Below are 18718 nucleotides of genomic sequence, written 5' to 3'. Positions count from 1 at the left end.
GGGATTTGGTTCCCGGCTTACCGGTCGCGCCACGCGGCGGCGTTACACGCTTCGTGCAGTCAAGCAACGGCGTCACCAAGCGTCATTCCGCATGGCTGTCATAACGACCTACAGACCGACATTAGGCGGCCCGGGATAGCGAGCGTCTCTTCTGGCGGAGATATCGCGTAATCTCGGGCAAGATCGCATTCAGTACCCTGTCCGGGGCACGCCGCCCTTGCGGCCATCTCGACGCCCTAATGCATGTGGTCGAGCTCGGCAATCGAGTGCGCGTCCGGATTGATGCTTAGCATGCAGCCGAACTCGAGGGCCGCCTGGTGGCAGCGCCAGTCCAGGTCGAGCCGCCACGGGTGAGCATCCAGTTCACGCAACTGAAGCTTCCTAGAATTTCAACGTCGTGCGCAGGCCGAAGACCGCCGCGTTCTTGAGCGCTCGGCCCGACATTGGACCGGTCGGGTCCGTCGCTCCGCCGCCCGGCCGGATGATGTATTGGAAATTGGGCTGGAGGGTCCAGCCGTCCCGCAGCTGATACTGATACACCGCCGTGAGGAGTCCTTCGGAGCTGCGCACCGGCCACGCCGGGCCGGCGAGTGCGCGATAGTCAAAGTCGAGCGCCTGGGCTCGCTTCGAGACGTGCGCGTAGCCCGCCGCGATCCCGAACTTGTCGTCCGGCCGTTTGTCGCTGAGGCCGATGAATTCGAGGCCGGCGTCGGCGTAGAGATCGATCAGATTGCGGTCGGCCGGAGCGCCGGAGACACGAGCGAATACGCCGATCCCACGATCATCGCTTTTGGGCACGCGATAAAGCTGCTGCTCGAAGACCGCCCAGCCGCCGATGTCGCCCACCAACATGAGCGGAGTGCCGCTGCTGGTCGGCGCCGCAAGCGAAACGCCGTTGCTTGCGAGTTGAAGGTCGGAGAATTGCCCGAAGTGACGCCATCCGCCGAACTTGACCTGGCCGGTCAGATTGGGATCGCCTTTCTTGTTGTTCCAGGCGTACTGAATTTGCCCGAGCAGCAGAGGCGGATCGTTGACCCGGAAGTTAACGCCATATCGGTTGCGTTCTTGCGGATCCGGACCCGGGCCTGCCTGATTGCCGTCGAAGATGCCTCCAAGGACGGATAGCTGATCGGTGATGTTGACCAGTAGCCGGGCGCCCATCGCGGCCAACGGCGGCGACGGACCGCCGCTGGGCAGGTCGAGCGACGTGATCGCCGGCCAGCCCATCGACGCGTTCGTGAAGACGTCGGTGTATTTCGTGTTGAAGAACTCGCTGTCGGCGGCAAGCTGCCCAAACTTCAAAGAGACCGTTTTGTCGCCCCACTGCTTTTCGAAGTAGGCCTCGTAGAGGCGAGTCGAGGGCAACGCTTCGATGCCGCTCACGACGAAAAAATTGTCGAGATAGTTGCGCGATAATCCCTCGCCGTAGATCTGGAACATGTTGGCGTGGAACGTGAGCTTGTCGATGCCGACGAGCTTCTGCAGGTCGACATCGACCGCAAGGTTTAACCGGCCTTCGTAGATCGCTCCCTGCTTCAGTCCGCCGGAGACATTCCCCAGCGTCTCACCGATGTAAGTCGCGGCGAACTTGATCCCGTACTTTTGGAATGGGTTCGGCAGAAGCCCGAGGGTCTTCTCCTCGACGGTGCTCTCGCCGGTGTCGGGATCGGCGGGCTTGTCGTCGTCGGTCTTCTTGTCCTCCTGCGCGAATGCGTGGGAGCCTTCGAGAAGACCCGCCAGAAGAATTGCCAGCGCCAGGCCTCTAACGGACATTTTCAATCGAGCCGCATACCAAGATTCTCTGACGTCGGGAGTATTGGGACACGCTCCAACGGCAAACTCGAGGGGCGTCTGTCATATGGGAGGTAAAGTGCTCAACGGCGCCACTAACCGCCTTTGGCGGGATCTGGCGGGGCACTAAGTCGAAGCGAGTCCTCGGTCCTCTTCGCCGCACGTGGGCAAAACCATCAGGAGCGTGGAAATGGCGGCAACAAAGCAGCGAGCTGCGTCGTCCCTCGAGATGAAAATCATTGCACCAGCTCGTGCTCGCGTTCATGACCTTAACCGGCAATACCCCCACCTAAGGTCAATCTGGCGTTCGAGACTCGGGATTTTCGTTAGTGTCGGGTGGAACCAGCCTGGCGGGCTCGTCGTAGCCCGCGCGGCTGCTGTAAAAGAGCAGAGCCATCAATCCGATACCGAACACCAGAGAAAACAGTATGCCGATTGCCATCGCGAAATATCCGAAGGGGGTAACGTCTGCTTCTTCAGCCGACGACCACCCCATGATCGCAAGGACAATCACGGCGGCTAGCAACATCAGTAGGATGCCTACTAAGACGTATCCCCCGATGCCCATGGTTCGCGCATTCGAGGCCATCTCTAGCCAAAATGATCTCCACCGAGACATCCAAATGCCGTTCATACTTGCTCGCCTCGCAGAGAAAATTTTGTCCCCCGGCACTCCCGTAAAGGCAAGACCCGACCGGAACATTAACGCCCTCCGCCAAAATGTGTTCCGGTCTTTGGATCGTGCGTCGCAAGGTGTATGATGCTTCACCAACTTCCACCGGACTTTGCACCAACGTCACACGGATGACCTCAGTCCCGCGCGGGCGTCGCCCAACGCTGTCGATCGGAGTGATACAAGCGCTTGTCGCCGCGCCTTCAAGATGCACCGTGCACGCGCCGCACAGCTCCATACCGCATCCTAACTTGGTTCCAGTCATTTGGAGCATGTCGCGAAGCACCCACAGCAGCGGCGTGTCGCGGTCAGCGTCGACCGTATGCGGCTCGCCGCTTATCTTGAGAACATACGCCATTGTGCACCGTGGCGTTTGATCGCGTGTGACGGTAAAGGCGCCGCAAGTGCTCCAAGGTTTGGTGTTCATCCGCCGCTCCCGGAATAACTCACGATCGTGCTCCCTGGCCGCGTTCTACTCGATGAAAACCTCGCCGTTCCGAGGCGGCCCCCCATGCTGGCGCGATTGCGTGGATCCGAAGGTGCTCAGCTCGGGACCAGGCGCCCCGGCGATTTCAGATACTTCGTTGTGATCGCATCGGCCGCCCAATAGGCCAGAGCTCCGACTGTGCCCGTCGGATTGTGCGACGGGTTTTGCGGAAAGGCGCCCGCGCCCATGACAAACACGTTGGGAACATCCCAGCTTTGCAGATAGCGGTTGACAGCGCTGGTTGTCGGATCGGCTCCCATAATGGTGCCGCCTGTCGTGTGCGTCGTCTGGTACGGGACGATCGAATAAGGTCCCTTGCGATAGTTGATGCCCATTTTGTCCGGGTTCATGTGCTTGGCGATGTCGGCTGCACGATCGGTGCAGTACTTCGACATGTCCAGATCATTTTTGCTGAAGTCGAACGTCATCCTCAGCAGCGGATTGCCGAAGCCATCCTTATAGTTGGGATCGAGGTCAAGATAGTTGCCGCGCTGGGCTGTGACGCTGCCGAATGACGCGATCACGAAAGTGCGGTTATACCAGTGGGCAACCGATTGCTTCCAGCCTTTGCCCCAGCGAGGCTCGCCTGGTGGCAGGTTACGGAAATCGATCGGCCGTTGCCCCTTGCTCTCGACACAGATGTAAGAACCACCCACGAAGCCGAGCGGCCCATGATCGAAGTTGTCGTAGTTGAAATCGTCTATGATCATGGCGCACGCACCGGCGCCCATGAACGGATTGAAGACCTTGTCGTTGAAGTGCGCGGTGACGCTGCTGGACATCTGGTAGGCGTAATTGCGCCCAACGCCACCCTTACCGGTTTCAGGATCGTAGATGCGACCGATTCCCGACAGCATCATCAGTCGTGCGTTATGGAGGCCAAACGCGCAGAGGAGCACCATGTCGGCGGGCTGTTCGAACTCGCGACCTTGAGAGTCGACATAGGTAACACCGGTTGCCTTTTTGCGGCCGGAGTCGAGATTAACCTTGGTGACATGAGAAAGTGTGCGCAGCTCAAATCTAGGGTCTTTCAGCAAAAGTGGCAGAAGCGTCGATTGCGGGCTTGCTTTCGCTGACATTTCGCAGCCGAAGCGCTCGCAGAACCCGCAGTATACGCAGGAGCCCATGTCCACCCCCTCAGGGTTCGTGTAGGCCTGCGTAACGTCGGAGGATGGCTGAACATAGGGGTGAAACCCCATTTCCCGCGTGGCATCCTCGAACATCTTCATTTGAAAGCTGCGCTTCATCGCCGGATTCGGATATTCGCGCGCACGAGGTCCTTCGAACGGATTTCCGCCGTCCTGGATCACGCCTTTGATGTTGCCGGCCTTCCCGGCCGTGCCGCAGAGATATTCGAAGCGGTCGTAGTAGGGCTCCAGTTCGTCGTACGTAACCGGCCAATCTTGTATCGTCATTTCGTCGGGAATGAACGTCTTCCCGTATCGTTCGCGATAATGGCTGCGGATCCTGAATTCGCTCGGCGCAAACCGATAGTGCTGCCCATTCCAGTGGACACCTGCACCGCCCACACCGTTTCCCGGCAGGAACGATCCCCAGCGCCTTATCGGCAGCGCTGTCTGGTCAACGCTGTTGCGGAACGTGAGAGTCTCGCGGGACGCGTCCTGCATCAGGTCATGACGAATGGCGAAACGCAGTTCGTCATGTATCATCGGCGCGGCAAAGTTCGGGATCGTGTCGCGCATCCCGCCGCGCTCAATCGCCAGCACGTTGAGTCCCGCTTTTGTTAGTTCCCTCGCCAGCACAGCCCCGGTCCAGCCAAAACCTACAATGACTGCGTCGACGGGTTTCAACTTCGTCGCCATCGGAATTCTCCTTCGATCTGAGATCAGCTCAAGTCAGCGATGCTTTGACTTGGTTCGGTGTAAGGCTTGTTGTAAGTCGTCTCGATCAGGTCGACGAAGTTACCGGTCGCCCCGCTATAGCCGATCATCTTCCATGCAGCCTTGTCGCGATTTCCGCCGTAAGCGGGATCGCTGAAAAAGCCTTCCATCACGTTCTGATAAAGCAGATCGAGGAAGAGGCCAGCAGGAAGCGGTCCCGAATCCGCTTTGCCCGTGCCGAGATCATTTAAGACCTCATCGCGCTGACTTTCCGTGATCGATGGAAAGTCCTTGCCGTATGTCTTGATGCAGTATGCGTTGATCGCCGGGATGGCGGCGCGATAAGCTTCCGCAGGAGAGAGGCGAACCTGCCACCCTTGTTGGGGCACCCCAGGGTGCCATGGACCTTGCATAAACATTTTACCGCCTTGCCCGAATCCGCCTGCCAATTGCTGGTCGATGAAATAGGCAATGCCCAAATCGACGCCGCTGGCCGTCAAGTCATCGGCTGGAATCATATGATTGACCGCCGCCTCGACCCAGGTGGCCTCATCGGGATTGAGAAACGTGTAGGCGCGCTTCTCGAGTGGTGTGGAAGTTGCAGTCTGTGCGGGTGAGGATGCTTGAACAGTCTGCGTCCCGCCCATCTGCTTTGCATGCTCTGCCGATGCGGGTTGTGGGGCGACTGATCCGCCAGTTACGCCGACGACTCCAATGACGCCCGCTCCAACAACGAATTCACGACGCTTAATGCTCATGGCTGACCTCGCCTTTCAAGTTGTGGACGGCCGCAAAGTGTCAAGCGCCGCCGGAGTGTCAACAGCTCGCGCTGTCCATCATATTTAGGTATAGCGCAGGCAGCAGACGGAAAATTTGTAATCGTGTGGCTTCCCAGCACCGTGCAATGCGGTGCGAGGACATGTCGGTGAGCACACCGGGCGCTTCGCGATCAGCGCTGACGCCGGGGATCGCTCTGATAGGATTTTCCGTTGGGCAACGCCGATTCCACCGCTAGCCTCCCCCAGATGGTTCGAAATAGTAATGCTGAGACCGAACGAGTCATTCCACATCGCCCGAATTCCGCCGGTCGGATTGCGCGCGGCGCGATTCGCGGTCCCAGGCCGTTTACGATTTCTTCACGAGCGGGCATCCGCCGTCCTCTCCATCGGCCTGAAGGCGAAGGCCTCTTCCCCTGGCTGCCATTGTCGGCATAGAGCGACGACATGTCAGTCAACACGCCGATCCTGATTGGTCCGTTCTGTGCGCCGGCCGACGTCGCCAGCGCCCGTCGGAGCGACATGTGCGCGCCACTTCGAGCCGATCTCACCGAGACCTGCATCCTTTTCTCCTCCCATCCCAGTACGAGGAAGCTTGGCCAGAATGGCGCGGCGCGGAAGTGAAAGTTTTTCAGGGTGGTCCTGAACCGCCTTCAAGTGACCGGCGAACGTCGCCACGGCCGTATGCTCTTGAGCAATCCGATCAGTTGCTCCGCCGAACGTCGGCACAAGGCTGCGGGAGCGAGCAATCCGTCCCCTGGCGCTCAGATGCAACGTCATCAGCTTGAGTTTTAGGACCCTGGTTTTCGTCGCGGTCGGAAGGGATGATTCTGGCAGGCTCGTCGTATCCCGAGCGGCGGCTGCAGAAGAGAAGAGTCATCAATCCAGCCCCAACGATCAGAGAAAAGAGTATACCGATTGTCATCGCGAGGTAGCCTGAAGGAGGAACACCTGTTTCTGCTCCTGACTACCACCCCAAGTACGCAACCACCGTCGCGACGGCCAACAAAGCCAACAGGATGCCGATCGGGACGTAACCACCGATGCCTATGGTTCGGGCATTCGAAGCGATCTCCCGCCAGATCGACTCTCACCTGACGATCCAAATCTTGATCATGCTGAGCTTTCCTGAAGTGGCGAGAATATGCCTCAGCACTTTCTGGTGTGAGGATCAGAGCTAACGCGCAAGCGCTGCAAGTCCCGCCTGCGCAATCTGAACATCATGATCGGGGGTATCAAAGCTTGCGCCAATACCGCCGACGACCTGCCCATCGACGAGGATCGGCAGACCGCCCTTCATCTCCGTGAAATCGCGCGCCGTAACTGCTGCAAAACGACCCTGATTGATTGCATTTTCGAGCGTTTCGGTCGGCTTCTTGAAAAGCGCGGCCGTTCGCGCTTTTCCCGGCGCTAACTCCACGCTAGCCACGTAGGCCGCGTTGTCCATTCGTAGCAATAGGATAGGCCAGCCGCCATCGTCGACAACGGCGATCACGCCGGCAAGCCGATTCCGCTCTGCTTCTGCTTTAGCGGCTGCAACGATCTTCTCCGCGGCGGCTAAAGTGAGGACTTTCTTGTCCAGGAATTGAGCTGCTGTACCATGAGGCTGAAGCGCGAACGCAACCAGGCTGGTCAATAGCGTAACTCGGCCGAGCTTCTGCATGGACTTAGTCTCCTTAGGTGCGGGCTCGCAAATCCGACGCGATGCATACTTAGAGCGGAAAGCCTCTAGGGCTAGATCCTTATGAGAGGTGCAATTCTGGGGACGATGCGGCATGGGTGGCCAGGGGTCACCTTTTGAAGTTAGTATTTACGGTTTTGGAGCTCTCGGGAAGTGCAGCGATTTCACTCATCGGATGAACACAATGCACTATGACTTTTAGCGAGCAAAACGACACCGTCCGCCCGCCCCGACTGCCGACGCAGTGGGGCCAGTCAGATACGTTGAGTAAAGCGCAAACGAGGTGTCGCCCTCAATCTCTCGATTTAACGGTTAGCCGGACCGAGAAACGCGCTATCGATCACGTCACCTATTGGCTGCCACAAGCTGGCATCAAACTGCACAAGACGGACCTGCTTGATCGGCCGAAAGTCGTTTGGACGAGTACTGATCTTAATTCCCGGGAGTGTGACTGAACTCTGAAAATCCTTGAACGACGTGGCCTGTCGCGTGATGTTTCACGCGAGAGATCATCGCCACATTGTTCGAGCATTCGGGACAGGGTTTCGGCAGCAGCATAACCAAAAAGGACGTTGCTATCTTGCCTGTCGCCATCGGAATAGTACTTGTCCATGAACGCTGAGGATCGCTTTATTGCATCGTCATCCTTCCAGGCCGGATCGGCTAGATCTTTCAAGAACGACGTAGAGACGACTCCCGCGGTGTTCTGCACGCCAGCCTGGTTACGCCACTGACTGTGAGGGGTATATGCAAGCGCTACTTGGCGGGATCGCGGCCGTTCCAAGCGTTTTCAGCGAGCCGGACCTTCTCGATAGCGGTTGCTTCGGTGAACGGGGGTAAGGGCGGACGCACGGATCATTTCTCCCGCGGGCTTCATTGCGTTGAATCTCGCGTGTATCTCGCTCAGTGCATCGGTCCTGCGCAATGAAGGTGATCCTGCGTATCTGGCCAGCGGCACGTCGTTTCATGCCAACCGGAGCTTTCTGCCGCGCGAATAGCATTCGCGAGACGAGCTGCTTTACGACCACGTTCTCTGTTCTGCCGCCCTCGCGCAAAATGCGTCGAATCCGTCGAAGGTCACCGACGCTAGCTGATTCCTCTTTCCGAAAACTTGCCTGATCCTGCGCTGGCGTTACCCCAAGACGCGCGGTAAACACGATCCGCATCCGGTCCGCTGAGGCCGAAGCCGCAGTCATATGCCACCGCCTTCAACGGCAGGTCGCTTCCTCCCAGCTTCAGGCGCGCCGCATCGACACGAGCACGCTCGATGAATTCGTGCGGCGTAATTCCGGTCTCCTGGACGAAATGTCGCGCAAAATTCCGGGGGCTCATCCTTGCCGCCCCAGCGAGAGACTCCAGCGTGTGGCGGCCTCCATATTGACCATGACGTGTTCCTGGACCCGCGCGATCGGAGAGGCCGGATCGGCAGGCGCACTGAGATACGGGCTGAATTGGGACTGCCCCTTGACGCTGGGCGACCAACACCAGGGCGAGGTCCCCGGTGGGTGAGAGGGCGCGCGCCCCGGTGCCGATCCGCCGCTCGCGTGGCTCGCCGATCAGGTTGGCCCCGAACGTGTCCGAGAGTCCGCAGACGATCGTCTTGGCCAATTTCGCGGTTGGCTGGTATTCCGTTTCCCAGACGACGAAGGGATACATGGAAAATAACGGCGGCCATGTCCTCGCGCCGCTCACGGTGAACCTGACGGGCGGCACGATCACCATCAACAACGCTTTCCCCGCCTCGTTCGAGAACGTACCCAACCTCCCGTCTAGCAATCCGCAGACCGTCCAGATCGCGCAGATGCCCAGCGGATGGACGCTGGAAAATCTACCGCTACCCTCCGAAGACTACAGCCAGGTCGTCACCGGCGCGCTCACCGGGTGGGGCGTCCACGCCGTGCTCTGGCAGGGGCAAGCTTGGGCGATCTCGCCGTCGGCGCTGCCCTCGGCATCCGGATATGAACCCAGCACTTGGACGATCAACCAGCCTAAGGTCATCAACACGAACGGCGGCACGCTGACCGTCGTCGCGCCGATCTCCGGGCTGGGCGGCCTCCACAAATACGGCGAAGGCACGCTCCTGCTCACCAACACGAACCAGCTGATAGGACACAACACCGTAGGCGCTGGGACGCTGGCAAGTACCCGGACATCCGCCACACCATTTGGCAGCTTCAGGGTGACGGTGACGAACGGCGGAATACTCGAGCTTCGTTCGGACGGCGCGACGGTCGATGTGCAGATCGCCTCGGGATCTCTGGCGACGTTCGTCATCGGCTCTACGGGAGGCGCCTTGCAGCTTTCCGGAAGCGGCAACTATCGCGTCGTAATCGGGGGCAATGACGACGGTACCCTGAGGAACATTGTCCGCAACTCCGGCGGAACACTTGTTATCGTGCCGGGCGGCGGCATGGCCCAGCTTGGGCTGACGCAACAGGTGTTCGTGGCAGGAACGGGAGCAAACCTGCCCATCGTCACGAACGGGATCGTCGCTCCCTACATTCTCGGAGAGGACGACGACGCGGCCAGCTCGGCAAGTTCCTGACCTATTCGCCCTCCGAGGGCTTCGCGCGCGCGGCGACCGTGTCGTCGACGGATGTCAGCATCAACGACGTTCCGGCCGATGCCGTCTACGAGGTCGTCGACAGCCAGGCGGCCGAGAGCTGCGGTGTGCCGCAGGTGGCGGCGCTCGAAGTGAACGGCGGGGCGATTACGGGCGGCGATGCGAGCATTCTGGTCGGAAGCCAGGCGAGCGGCGACGCCGCGGGCCTCATCATGAACGGCGGCAGCATCGCTACTGCGAGCCTTTCGTTCGGCGCGGCAGAAGGCCTGATCTACACCAATGCTACCGGCGGTAGTTCGCAGATCGCAGCCGCCATCGAGGGGTCGGCGGGCCTGACGATCTTCGGTCCCGGCACGCTGACCCTGAGTGCAGACAGCAGCGGCACGCTTTCCGGTCTGATCAGGGTCAATGGGGGTACGCTGATTGCCGGCGGTACCGGTGGATCAGCAACGGGTGCCGGCGAGGTGCTGGTAGCCTACGCGGCGACGCTGGAGGTCGCCGGCACGGTGACCGGCGCGGTTGTTGTCGGCGAGTCGGGCACACTGTTCATGAACGGTGGGACGGTCTCGGGCCCGGTCACCATTGCAGCGACCAGCACCGATTCGCCTGCTCCCGGCGGCATACTACAAGGGAGCGGAACAATCAGCGGGACCACCTCCATCGGCATCATCCAGTCAGGCCCGCAGGCTGGCCTGATCACGTTCACCGGCGAGACCACTATGACCGGCGACGCGCGCTTCTATTGGCGGCTGCAGAAGCTCGTGGACGATGCGGATCCCGGAGCCGGACCTGGGATCTACTGGAACGCGCTGCAGTTCAACTCGCCGGATACGAACCTCGGCACCAAGAATCGCGACACGACAGGCCGAGCGCGCGCTCAAGGCGGGCAAGCGCCTCGGCTAGCCGAAAGCCCCTTTTCTGGCCGTAGCTCAAGTGGTGGGCTTTGGCCCAGGAGGGTCGAAAATGCTTTATCTTTCAATGATGATTAACTGACACTCTCCGCCACTACACATGTGAGTGGTGTCCAGTTGGTGTCTCATCGATGTCGACGACAAACCCTGTCCGTGGCAAAATCAGTATTCAGCCAGGGCAATCCCCTTAACGGGTGGTCGCGGCTGGGCAATCGCCGCCAGGGTTTGCCGTCAGCGGAAATAGTCAGGTGAAGAAAAGGCGCATCGCCGCGACTGGGCAATGGGCCGTAAAGAGCCGGTCAATATGAAACCAGTATTTGCAGTGCCGCGCCGTGTCCTTGGTCAGACGCGGCTTCAGGTTTCGGTCCTGGGACTCGGAACCGCGCCGCTAGGTGATCTCTACGTCCAACTGGATGACGACACGGCCATCGAGACGGTGAAACGCGCGTTCGAACTGGACATCAATCTCCTCGACACCTCTCCGCTCTATGGCAACGGCCTTGCCGAACATCGTTGCGGCGCTGCGATCAGGCGCGTGCCGCGCCGGGACATCGTCGTTTGCACCAAGGTCGGTCGTTGGATGGACCCATTTCACGGACGAGGTGACGGTTCCGGCTTTGTAGGAGGGCTGCCGCATCGGGCAGTGGTCGATTATTCCTATGACGGCACCATGCGTTCTGTAGAACAGTCGCTGTTGCGGCTAGGGACCGAACGGTTGGACCTGTTGCTGATCCACGACGTCGACGTCTGGACTCATGGTATCGACGCGATCGACGAGCGGTTTCGCGAAGCGATGGCTGGCGCATACGTGGCGCTGGACCGGCTTCGCGGAGAGGGCATTGTTGCGGGCATAGGGATCGGCGTGAACGAGGCCGAGATGTGCGTGCGTTTCGCGCAAGCCGGATCATTCGATACGATGTTGCTCGCCGGGCGCTATTCCCTGCTGGAGCAACCGGCGCTGGCAGAGTTTCTGCCGCTTGCGCAGCAACAGGGAATCAGTGTGTTGCTCGGCGGCATATTCAATTCAGGTATTTTGGCGACCGGCGCAGTGAGCGGTTCCAAATACAATTATCGGGATGCGCCACCCGCGATCCTGGCAAAGGTGGCGCAGATCGAACGCGTTTGTCATGCGCATGGCGTTGCCCTGCCAACCGCGGCGTTGCACTTTGCTCTGGGCCATCCCGCGGTGGCGAGCGTTGTGCTGGGCGGCCAGAGCCCGCAGGAGGTCGAGCGCAACGTCGCCGCGCTATCCAGCAAGGTGCCAACCGAGCTTTGGGCCGATCTGAAGGCCGAGCGCCTGCTGGATGCGGAAGCGCCCGTTCCGCTGTCGGTAGCCGGCTGATGCGGATCGATGCGCATCACCATCTGTGGACCCTAGCTCGGGGCGACTATGGCTGGTTGACGCCCGCACTGGCACCGATCCATCGTGACTTTTCCCTTTCGGACCTGGAACCGCACCTCGCTGCCGCGAAGATCGAGGGGACGATTTTGGTGCAGGCTGCACCAACGGAGGCGGAGACCATCTTTCTGCTCGACATCGCGGCGGAGGCGCAGGTGGTGCGGGGCGTGGTCGGCTGGATGGATTTCGACGCAGCCGACGGCGAGGCGCGCATTGATGCTCTCGCCGCACGCGAACACTTGGTTGGGTTGCGGCCGATGGTGCAGGACATTCCCGATGACGATTGGCTGCTTCGCCCTGCCTTGGCGTCGCTACTGGCGGCTATGGCCCGAAACAGCCTGGTGTTCGACGCGCTGGTGCTGCCGCGCCATTTGCCGCGACTGCTGCGGCTGGTCGATGATCATCCCAATATGCAGTTCGTGCTCGACCATTGCGCCAAGCCTCGACTTGCGACCGGCGAGATAGCAGATTGGCAGGGCGATATCGCGCTGCTTGCCCAACGCCCCAACATCGTCTGCAAGATATCGGGATTGGTGACAGAGGCCGCACCGGACTGGCAAATTGCGGATCTAAGGAAAGCGGTGGATCATGTCGTGGCGTGCTTCGAGCCACATCGCCTGCTATGGGGAAGCGACTGGCCGGTGGTCAATCTGGCAGGCGGTTATGAAAAATGGTTTGCCGCCGCCGAGACCCTTCTGGCAGGTCTGTCGCCGGATGAAAAGGCAGCTACTTTCGGGGGTAACGCGGCGCGCATCTATCTCTCAAGCCGGGGACGGAATGTTGAAGCCAATTAATCGCCTGGCTACTTTCCTGCGCCCGTGGTCAAACCGCTGACAATGTAGCGTTCAAGAAATATCCCGACGATGACGAGCGGAGCGATTGCCGCGGTCGACAGCGCCGCCATGGACCACCAGTTGATGCCCTGCGAGCCAGTCTGGCTCGCCACCATGACAGGCAGGGTTTTCGCGTCCGTACTGGTCAGCAGCGCCGCGAAGAAGTATTCGTTCCAGCACAGCACGAGCGAGAGGATGAATGCAGCCGCCATTCCGGGAACGGAGAGCGGCAACACGATGCGAATGAATGCGCCCCAGATCGAAAGGCCGTCCACGAAAGCCGCTTCATCGAGTTCGATCGGGATCGAATTGAACTGGTCGCGCATAATCCAGACGACAATCGGCAGAACTGTCAGCGTATAGAGCAAGATAAGGCCAAATCGCGTGTCGAGCAGGGCCAATGCCTTGTAGAGAACGAGGAACGGCAGCGCGAGCACGACCGGCGGCAGGATCAACTGGGACATAAAGAAGAACAGGATGTCGTCGTTGCGCATCCAAGCGAATTTGTAGCGGAAGCGGCTCAGACCATAGGCCGCCAGCGATCCGAGGATCAGCGCCAGCAAGGACGCGCCGACCGACGTGATGATACTATTGACGAAACGGTTCACGAATTCGGAGCGGGCCGTCGAGGTCCCGAACAGTGTATCCGGCGACAGGCCGAGCGAGCGCCATCCCTTCCAGTCCGGCTGAAAATCGACCCAAGGGATCAGGTGGGCTTGCGTCACATCGACCGCCGATTTGAACGAGGTCGTGACGGTCCAGTAGATCGGAAACAGGCAGATGAAGGTCCAGAGCAGCAACGCGGCATAGATCAGCGCGCGGCCCAGCATCCGCTTGGCGCGCGGCGCGGAGGAATGCTTCAGGGCCGGGTTGGATGCCACACTCGACATAGCCAATCGCTTAAACTCCCTTGGTTGGGTCCTAGACGACCTTCTGTGTCCAGCGCTTCGACAGTCGCAACATGATCGTCAGCAGCACGATGATCAGCAGCAGATAGACCATAGCGAGCGCCGTGCCGTATCCGACGTTGGAGCGGTCGCGGTAGACCCGGTAGATGAAGCTCGACACCGTGTCGGTGGCGCCGCCGGGGCCGCCGGCCGTCACGTTGATCACGATGTCGGCGAGCTTCAGCTTGAAGATGACGCGGATGATCAGGACGGTGATGCTGACCGGCAGCATGATCGGGAATGTGACGTGCCAGAATGATTGCCAGCCATTCGCGCCGTCGACCTTGGCCGCTTCCTGCACCTCCTTCGGCATCGCTTGCAGGCCTGCGAGCAGAATGATCATGATGAAGGGGATCGAGACCCAGGCGTCCATCGCCTGGATGCTGAAGCGCGCCATCCACGGCGAGGCGAAGAACGCCGGGTTGTCCCAGCCGAGATAGCGCGCCAGCGTCGCCGCCGGACCGAATCGGTACTCCAAAAGCGACTTGCCGATCATCCAGCTCACTGCGACGGGACTGAGCATCATCGGCAGCAGGAAGACCACTCGGAAGAATTTTCGCGCCCGGATATCGGCGCTGAGCAGGAGCGCCAGCCCGAACGCGATCGCGTACTCGCCGAGCACCGCAACCGTGTAGAAGACCATGTTGCCGAGCGCGTTCCAGTAGTAGGTGTCGTTGAACATGCGTGCGAGATTATCGAAGCCGCTGAAGCGCGGGCCGTCGACTGAGCTGAGATTCCAGTCGAGCGATGCGATGTAGAGCCCGAAGATGGTCGGGAAGATCACGACGGCAATGGTGAAGAAGACGGCCGGAAGCAGGAACAGCGCGCGCTGCCCACCCTCGCCGCGGGTCAGGATCTGCCCGGTTCCGAACGCGAAGGCCCAGAGCAGATAGGCGACGAGAATCGGGCGCCAGTCAGAAAACCCTATCGCGGTCGCCCCCAGTGCGTGCAATAGCTGGATGAGCAGCACGAGCAGGAAGCCGAGGGAGGCCAGCAGAACAACCGCCCGGCCAGCGGCCTTCCGGCTGCGAGGTGCGGGCCCGGTCGCGTGCTTGTCATGTCGGTTATCGCTCACGAGTACGGAGTTCTGCATCGAGATAAAACTCTGCCGAAGTTCGGCTCCGATTCTGCCGCCGGGCAAGCTTTCGGCTGGCGCCAGCAGCGCCAGCCGAGGATGACAGGTCCCGCGGGGACGACGCTACGCTCCGAGCGAGGCCTTGTAGAGCCCGATCTGCCGCTCGCGGCCGATCTGGTCGGTCAGCTTCTCCCAGCCGGCGGCGATGTTGTTCGCGCCGGTCTGGGCATCGACCTTACCGGCGAAGATCTTTGTCAGCTCGTCTTCGGCGATGCTGTAGTACTGGAAGATGCCGGGGATGCGCGGCTCCACTGCGCGGTTCGGATGATTGTAGGAGCCGAGCTGCGAGTTCAGATAGGAAGTGATGTATTTGCGGTCGTAGCCCGCGGCCACCCACTCGTCGAATTGGAAGTGGCTGGTCCGATGGGCCTGGAAACCCGACGGATACATCACCATCCAGAGCGACAGGTCCTTGCCGCCGAGGTGCGCGGCCGCGCTCCACGCCGCCTTGTGCTTCTTCTCGTCGCCATTGACTCGCGCCATGACGTAAACGCCCCAGCCGAGATAGGCGCAGTTCGGCGCATGGTTCGGGCCGCCCGCGAGCTTATCCCATTTGCCGGTCTTGGAGTTATAGACATCTTCCGACCCCGGCAGGATGTCGAAGCCGACGACGTCGCCGACCACGGAGGTGTCGCTCGCCTTCGCCACCTGGCCGATGTCGCCCCACCAGGGAATCATCGAGCCGATGCCAGCCAGAAATTGCTGGAAGCCCGTGGTGTTCGGATCGGCATTGAGCTGATCGGCAGGTTCGAACGGCAGCGCGTCGATCACGTCCTGAATGGCGCGCACCCAGGCCGGATTGTTGATGCGCGGCTTCATCGTGTCGACGTCGAACAGCCAGGCCTTGTCATCGGGATGCTTTGCATAGGCCGAGGCGCGGCTCGCCAGGAAATAGAAGCCGAACCCGCCCCAGGGCTTCGGTGCGTCGAGATAGCCGAACGCGTTCTGGTTCTTGATCTTCTTGCCCTTGAGGAATTTGGTCACCGCCTGCACCTGCTGCCAGGTTTTCGGCACGCCCCATTCGCTCGAATTGCCCGCGTCTTTCCAGGCCTTGGCGAGGGCTGGGTCGGAGAAGACGTCGGTGCGGTAGTTAAAGTTGTGGCAATCGCCGTCGATGGTGATGCGATAGGTCTTGCCGTTCCAGGTGCCGACCGGCGGCTTTAGGTAATCGACATAATCGTCGACATCGATCTGCTTCTTCACCCAGTCCGGCATCTCCGACGCCAGACCCTTGCCGCAGACGTCGCCTTCGAACGGCGCGCCCATCTCCAGAATGTCGAAGTCGACCGTGCCGGTCGCGATCGCTTGCTGCAAACGCGGGTTGTAGTCGGCTTGGGCGAGATCGATCCAGGAAATTTTCGCACCGGTATACGCTTCCCATGGCTTCAGGAAGCCGCGGAACAGGAGATTGTGCAGGTTCTGATTGTTCAGCCCCATGAAGGAGAGCTCGACGCCCTTGAATTCGCCTTCCTTGATGCTCGCCTTGGTCGGGCCGAGGCACCGCTCGCCGACTTTCTGCCAGTCGGCGTCGGTTGGCGCACCTTTGCCGACACCGGGAATTTGCGTGATTTGGGCGCGCAGATTGGCTTGGGCCAAGGCAAGCTCGGAGAATGTGCCGAGCGCGCCCGTCGTGCCTAATGCGGCGGCGCTGGCGGCGCCTTTCAGCACCGTGCGCCGGTTCGGCCGGAGTGCGGGATGCTGATCATGCTCTTGCTGTTTCACCACGATACCCTCCCATCGTTGACTTTCTTGATGTCAAGTTTGGACCGCCTGGGCACCATGACGTGACGCTCGCGAACTTCCATGCCGTGGTATGGTGACAGAGGTCCGTTCGAGTATGCAACGGCGCACTTCAATGTCAACGAAAGCGAGTGAACTTGAGGCCGCGTACGTGTCGACCTGAACGACGGAGACAACCGTCGATGATGCCGCGCTGCAAGATGGATAATCAGGCGAGACGACGTGCAGCGTCGATCATGTTCTTCCGGCCAGCGTGAATTAGTTGGTTCCGGACGGCGGCATCATCCCGGTGTTATATTTATGCCGGACGTATTGTGCAGCGTCGGCGCTCGGTCAGGCGTCGGGCGGGATGACGCCCTTCTTGAAGATGAAGCAGCCGTAGAAGCGCCGCTCGCCGGTCTGGATCACGCAATAGGATTTCTTGGCGAGTTCATAGAAGGCAAACCGCTCGACCGACCCCATTGGAAACGAGCGTTCTTCCGCGGCATCGATTGCGGCCTGGACCTCTTGCTGCACCGGCGGGATTTCGTCCGGCTGGCCGACGATCTCCATGCGTGACGCCGGCTTGTCGACAAAGCTGTCGAGCGGCAGCACCGACAGGATCGCGCGCGCGGCGCGGCCGGTTGTGACGTTGTCGATGCGCAACAGCCGCCCAAGTACGGTTTGGCGGGCGACGGAGTCAGCGGGGAAGTTGGTGTCGCAGAGGACGAGATCGTCTCCGTGTCCCATGGACCGCAGGGCGTAGAGTACATCCGCATTGAGAAGAGGGTCGATCGATTTCAGCATGCAGCGCCTCCCTTGACGCGATCAGCCTTCTTGGATTGATTGGTTCTATCCGACGTCGCGGCGCCGTCGTCCATACCGACGTCAACAATTGTAAGCATCCATGTATCTCGGCATCGATCTCCACCTCGGCGGGTCAAGACCGTTCGCGTTGATGGCGCCCAGCGCGTGATTGCAAGCGAGAGCCAGCCGTTGACGACCGCCTCGCCGCAGCCCGGCTATTTTGAGCAGGATCCCGCGCAGTGGATCGATGCGACCTTTGTCACGCTGGATGCCTTGAAGGCAACGCATGCCGGCGAGCCAGCGGCGGTCGATTGCATTGGACTGTCCGGCCAGATGTATGGTGCCACGCTGCTCGATGTGAGCTCAAGGCCGTTACGGCCTTGCATCCTCTGGAATGACGGACAGAATGTCGGATCCTGGAACAACGCTGGCCCTGTGTGTACCGCAAACCTGATCCGAGTGTGATGCCGCGTTGGAATCGCCTCTTATGTCCGTTGTCAACGGCCGGGCAACAAACTCTTCTCTCCCGGGGGGACGCCACAGGATTTGCTTCCGACCCTGGCTGTGTGAAAAGCCACGAGTCGGCTACGATTCCTCCGTTTCCTGATTGGGGATACGGATGGGACGCTTCGTTGAAGGCGCGGACAGATCCCAGCTGACGCTCTTGCCGGAATGCCTGGAGGATTGGGTAAGCGAGGACAACGCGGTCCATGTGATCGATGCGTTCGTCGAGACGCTCGACCTGCATGGAATGGGGTTTGAGCGCGTGATCGCGAAGGAGACGGGCGGGCCCTCCTATCATCCGGCAGTCCTTCTGAAGCTTTACGTCTACGGTTATCTCAATCGGGTGCAATCCTGTCGCCGCCTGGAACGTGAGGCGTGCCGCAATATCGAGGTGATGTGGCTGATCGGCCGCCTGGCTCCCGATCACAAGACAATCGCCGATTTCCGGAAGGACAATGGCGCGGCGATCCGCAAGGTTTGTGCGAAGTTCGTTGCCCTGTGCCAGCAAATGGGCCTGTTGCAGACCCCAAGCGTCGCAATCGACGGCAGCAAGTTCAAGGCGGTGAACAACCGCGACCGCAACTTCACGCATGCCAAGATGGCGAGGCGGATGGCGCAGATCGAGGAAAGCGTCGGTCGATATCTGCGTCA

The 18718-nt window shown here is 60.3% G+C and carries 16 protein-coding genes and 4 pseudogenes; 6 read left to right on the top strand and 14 right to left on the bottom strand.

Going from position 1 to position 18718, the window contains the following annotated elements; translation table 11 throughout:
- Window positions 1-236: 236 nt before the first annotated feature.
- The 10 genes and pseudogenes from ACZXDY_RS40320 to ACZXDY_RS40275 form a co-directional block, all read right to left on the bottom strand.
- Entirely contained in the window at window positions 237-371 is a 135-nt protein-coding gene (locus ACZXDY_RS40320) for a hypothetical protein (protein WP_464349323.1), read from the bottom strand.
- A gap of 10 nt (window positions 372-381) precedes the next feature.
- Window positions 382-1773, bottom strand: a complete 1392-nt coding sequence (locus ACZXDY_RS40315; RefSeq protein ID WP_464349322.1) for a carbohydrate porin — start codon at window positions 1771-1773, stop codon at window positions 382-384.
- Between the two features lie 313 nt (window positions 1774-2086).
- Window positions 2087-2320, bottom strand: coding sequence for a hypothetical protein (locus ACZXDY_RS40310; RefSeq protein ID WP_245287564.1), 234 nt, complete (start codon window positions 2318-2320; stop codon window positions 2087-2089).
- Between the two features lie 301 nt (window positions 2321-2621).
- Window positions 2622-2822 (bottom strand): annotated as a pseudogene (locus tag ACZXDY_RS40305) ((2Fe-2S)-binding protein); the annotation flags it as partial.
- A gap of 185 nt (window positions 2823-3007) precedes the next feature.
- Window positions 3008-4774, bottom strand: a complete 1767-nt coding sequence (locus ACZXDY_RS40300; protein WP_028167877.1) for a GMC family oxidoreductase — start codon at window positions 4772-4774, stop codon at window positions 3008-3010.
- A 23-nt stretch (window positions 4775-4797) separates the two neighbouring features.
- Window positions 4798-5550 carry a gluconate 2-dehydrogenase subunit 3 family protein gene (locus ACZXDY_RS40295; protein WP_080664033.1) on the bottom strand — a complete coding sequence of 251 codons (753 nt, stop codon included), beginning with the start codon at window positions 5548-5550 and terminating at the stop codon, window positions 4798-4800.
- Window positions 5551-6018: 468 nt separating this feature from the next.
- A complete protein-coding gene (locus tag ACZXDY_RS40290) occupies window positions 6019-6246 on the bottom strand; it encodes a hypothetical protein (protein ID WP_464349321.1) in 228 nt (75 codons plus the stop codon).
- Between the two features lie 499 nt (window positions 6247-6745).
- Window positions 6746-7231 (bottom strand): GlcG/HbpS family heme-binding protein, encoded by a 486-nt coding sequence (locus ACZXDY_RS40285; RefSeq protein WP_035692067.1) that lies wholly within the window; start codon window positions 7229-7231, stop codon window positions 6746-6748.
- A 733-nt stretch (window positions 7232-7964) separates the two neighbouring features.
- Window positions 7965-8101 (bottom strand): annotated as a pseudogene (locus ACZXDY_RS40280) (DUF1348 family protein); the annotation flags it as partial.
- A 242-nt stretch (window positions 8102-8343) separates the two neighbouring features.
- Window positions 8344-8737: pseudogene (locus ACZXDY_RS40275) on the bottom strand (helix-turn-helix domain-containing protein); the annotation flags it as partial.
- A gap of 166 nt (window positions 8738-8903) precedes the next feature.
- Here ACZXDY_RS40275 and ACZXDY_RS40270 point away from each other — a divergent pair.
- From ACZXDY_RS40270 to ACZXDY_RS40255, 4 genes are all read left to right on the top strand, one after another.
- A complete protein-coding gene (locus ACZXDY_RS40270) occupies window positions 8904-9794 on the top strand; it encodes a hypothetical protein (RefSeq protein ID WP_464349320.1) in 891 nt (296 codons plus the stop codon).
- Between the two features lie 38 nt (window positions 9795-9832).
- Window positions 9833-10801, top strand: coding sequence for a hypothetical protein (locus tag ACZXDY_RS40265; RefSeq protein ID WP_464349319.1), 969 nt, complete (start codon window positions 9833-9835; stop codon window positions 10799-10801).
- Between the two features lie 202 nt (window positions 10802-11003).
- Window positions 11004-12065, top strand: a complete 1062-nt coding sequence (locus ACZXDY_RS40260) for an aldo/keto reductase (protein ID WP_155255504.1) — start codon at window positions 11004-11006, stop codon at window positions 12063-12065.
- Complete coding sequence (locus tag ACZXDY_RS40255) at window positions 12065-12916, top strand: amidohydrolase family protein (RefSeq protein ID WP_196237400.1); 852 nt, start codon at window positions 12065-12067, stop codon at window positions 12914-12916. The genes ACZXDY_RS40260 and ACZXDY_RS40255 overlap by 1 nt, the downstream gene beginning before the upstream one ends.
- An 8-nt stretch (window positions 12917-12924) precedes the next feature.
- Here ACZXDY_RS40255 and ACZXDY_RS40250 read toward each other — a convergent pair whose 3' ends face one another.
- From ACZXDY_RS40250 to ACZXDY_RS40235, 4 genes are all read right to left on the bottom strand, one after another.
- Window positions 12925-13785 (bottom strand): carbohydrate ABC transporter permease, encoded by an 861-nt coding sequence (locus ACZXDY_RS40250; RefSeq protein ID WP_155255506.1) that lies wholly within the window; start codon window positions 13783-13785, stop codon window positions 12925-12927.
- 91 nt (window positions 13786-13876) lie between these two features.
- The gene (locus ACZXDY_RS40245; RefSeq protein ID WP_028167869.1) at window positions 13877-14995 is read right to left on the bottom strand and encodes a carbohydrate ABC transporter permease; all 1119 of its coding nucleotides are present in this window, start codon (window positions 14993-14995) and stop codon (window positions 13877-13879) included.
- Window positions 14996-15100: 105 nt separating this feature from the next.
- Entirely contained in the window at window positions 15101-16759 is a 1659-nt protein-coding gene (locus ACZXDY_RS40240) for a type 2 periplasmic-binding domain-containing protein (protein WP_464349324.1), read from the bottom strand.
- A 351-nt stretch (window positions 16760-17110) separates the two neighbouring features.
- A complete protein-coding gene (locus ACZXDY_RS40235; RefSeq protein WP_028167867.1) occupies window positions 17111-17563 on the bottom strand; it encodes an RbsD/FucU family protein in 453 nt (150 codons plus the stop codon).
- Between the two features lie 100 nt (window positions 17564-17663).
- Between ACZXDY_RS40235 and ACZXDY_RS40230 the strand changes: the two are divergent.
- Window positions 17664-18003: pseudogene (locus ACZXDY_RS40230) on the top strand (FGGY family carbohydrate kinase); the annotation flags it as partial.
- A gap of 179 nt (window positions 18004-18182) precedes the next feature.
- The coding region (locus ACZXDY_RS40225) for a transposase (protein ID WP_464349318.1) at window positions 18183-18718 on the top strand (536 nt) is incomplete at its 3' end.

This window comes from Bradyrhizobium sp. LeoB3, from assembly GCF_055456055.1.
The sequence above is the reverse complement of the archived record's forward strand: the minus strand, read 5'-3'. Positions and strand labels throughout refer to the sequence as shown.

Coding starts and splice junctions, on each gene's coding strand:
- ACZXDY_RS40260 (WP_155255504.1), top strand. CDS start 11,004: ATGGGCCGTAAAGAGCCGGTCAATATGAAACCAGTATTTGCAGTGCCG.
- ACZXDY_RS40300 (WP_028167877.1), bottom strand. CDS start 4,774: ATGGCGACGAAGTTGAAACCCGTCGACGCAGTCATTGTAGGTTTTGGC.
- ACZXDY_RS40255 (WP_196237400.1), top strand. CDS start 12,065: ATGCGGATCGATGCGCATCACCATCTGTGGACCCTAGCTCGGGGCGAC.
- ACZXDY_RS40310 (WP_245287564.1), bottom strand. CDS start 2,320: ATGTTGCTAGCCGCCGTGATTGTCCTTGCGATCATGGGGTGGTCGTCG.
- ACZXDY_RS40250 (WP_155255506.1), bottom strand. CDS start 13,785: ATGCTGGGCCGCGCGCTGATCTATGCCGCGTTGCTGCTCTGGACCTTC.
- ACZXDY_RS40285 (WP_035692067.1), bottom strand. CDS start 7,231: ATGCAGAAGCTCGGCCGAGTTACGCTATTGACCAGCCTGGTTGCGTTC.
- ACZXDY_RS40235 (WP_028167867.1), bottom strand. CDS start 17,563: ATGCTGAAATCGATCGACCCTCTTCTCAATGCGGATGTACTCTACGCC.
- ACZXDY_RS40295 (WP_080664033.1), bottom strand. CDS start 5,550: ATGAGCATTAAGCGTCGTGAATTCGTTGTTGGAGCGGGCGTCATTGGA.
- ACZXDY_RS40270 (WP_464349320.1), top strand. CDS start 8,904: ATGGAAAATAACGGCGGCCATGTCCTCGCGCCGCTCACGGTGAACCTG.
- ACZXDY_RS40245 (WP_028167869.1), bottom strand. CDS start 14,995: ATGCAGAACTCCGTACTCGTGAGCGATAACCGACATGACAAGCACGCG.
- ACZXDY_RS40315 (WP_464349322.1), bottom strand. CDS start 1,773: ATGTCCGTTAGAGGCCTGGCGCTGGCAATTCTTCTGGCGGGTCTTCTC.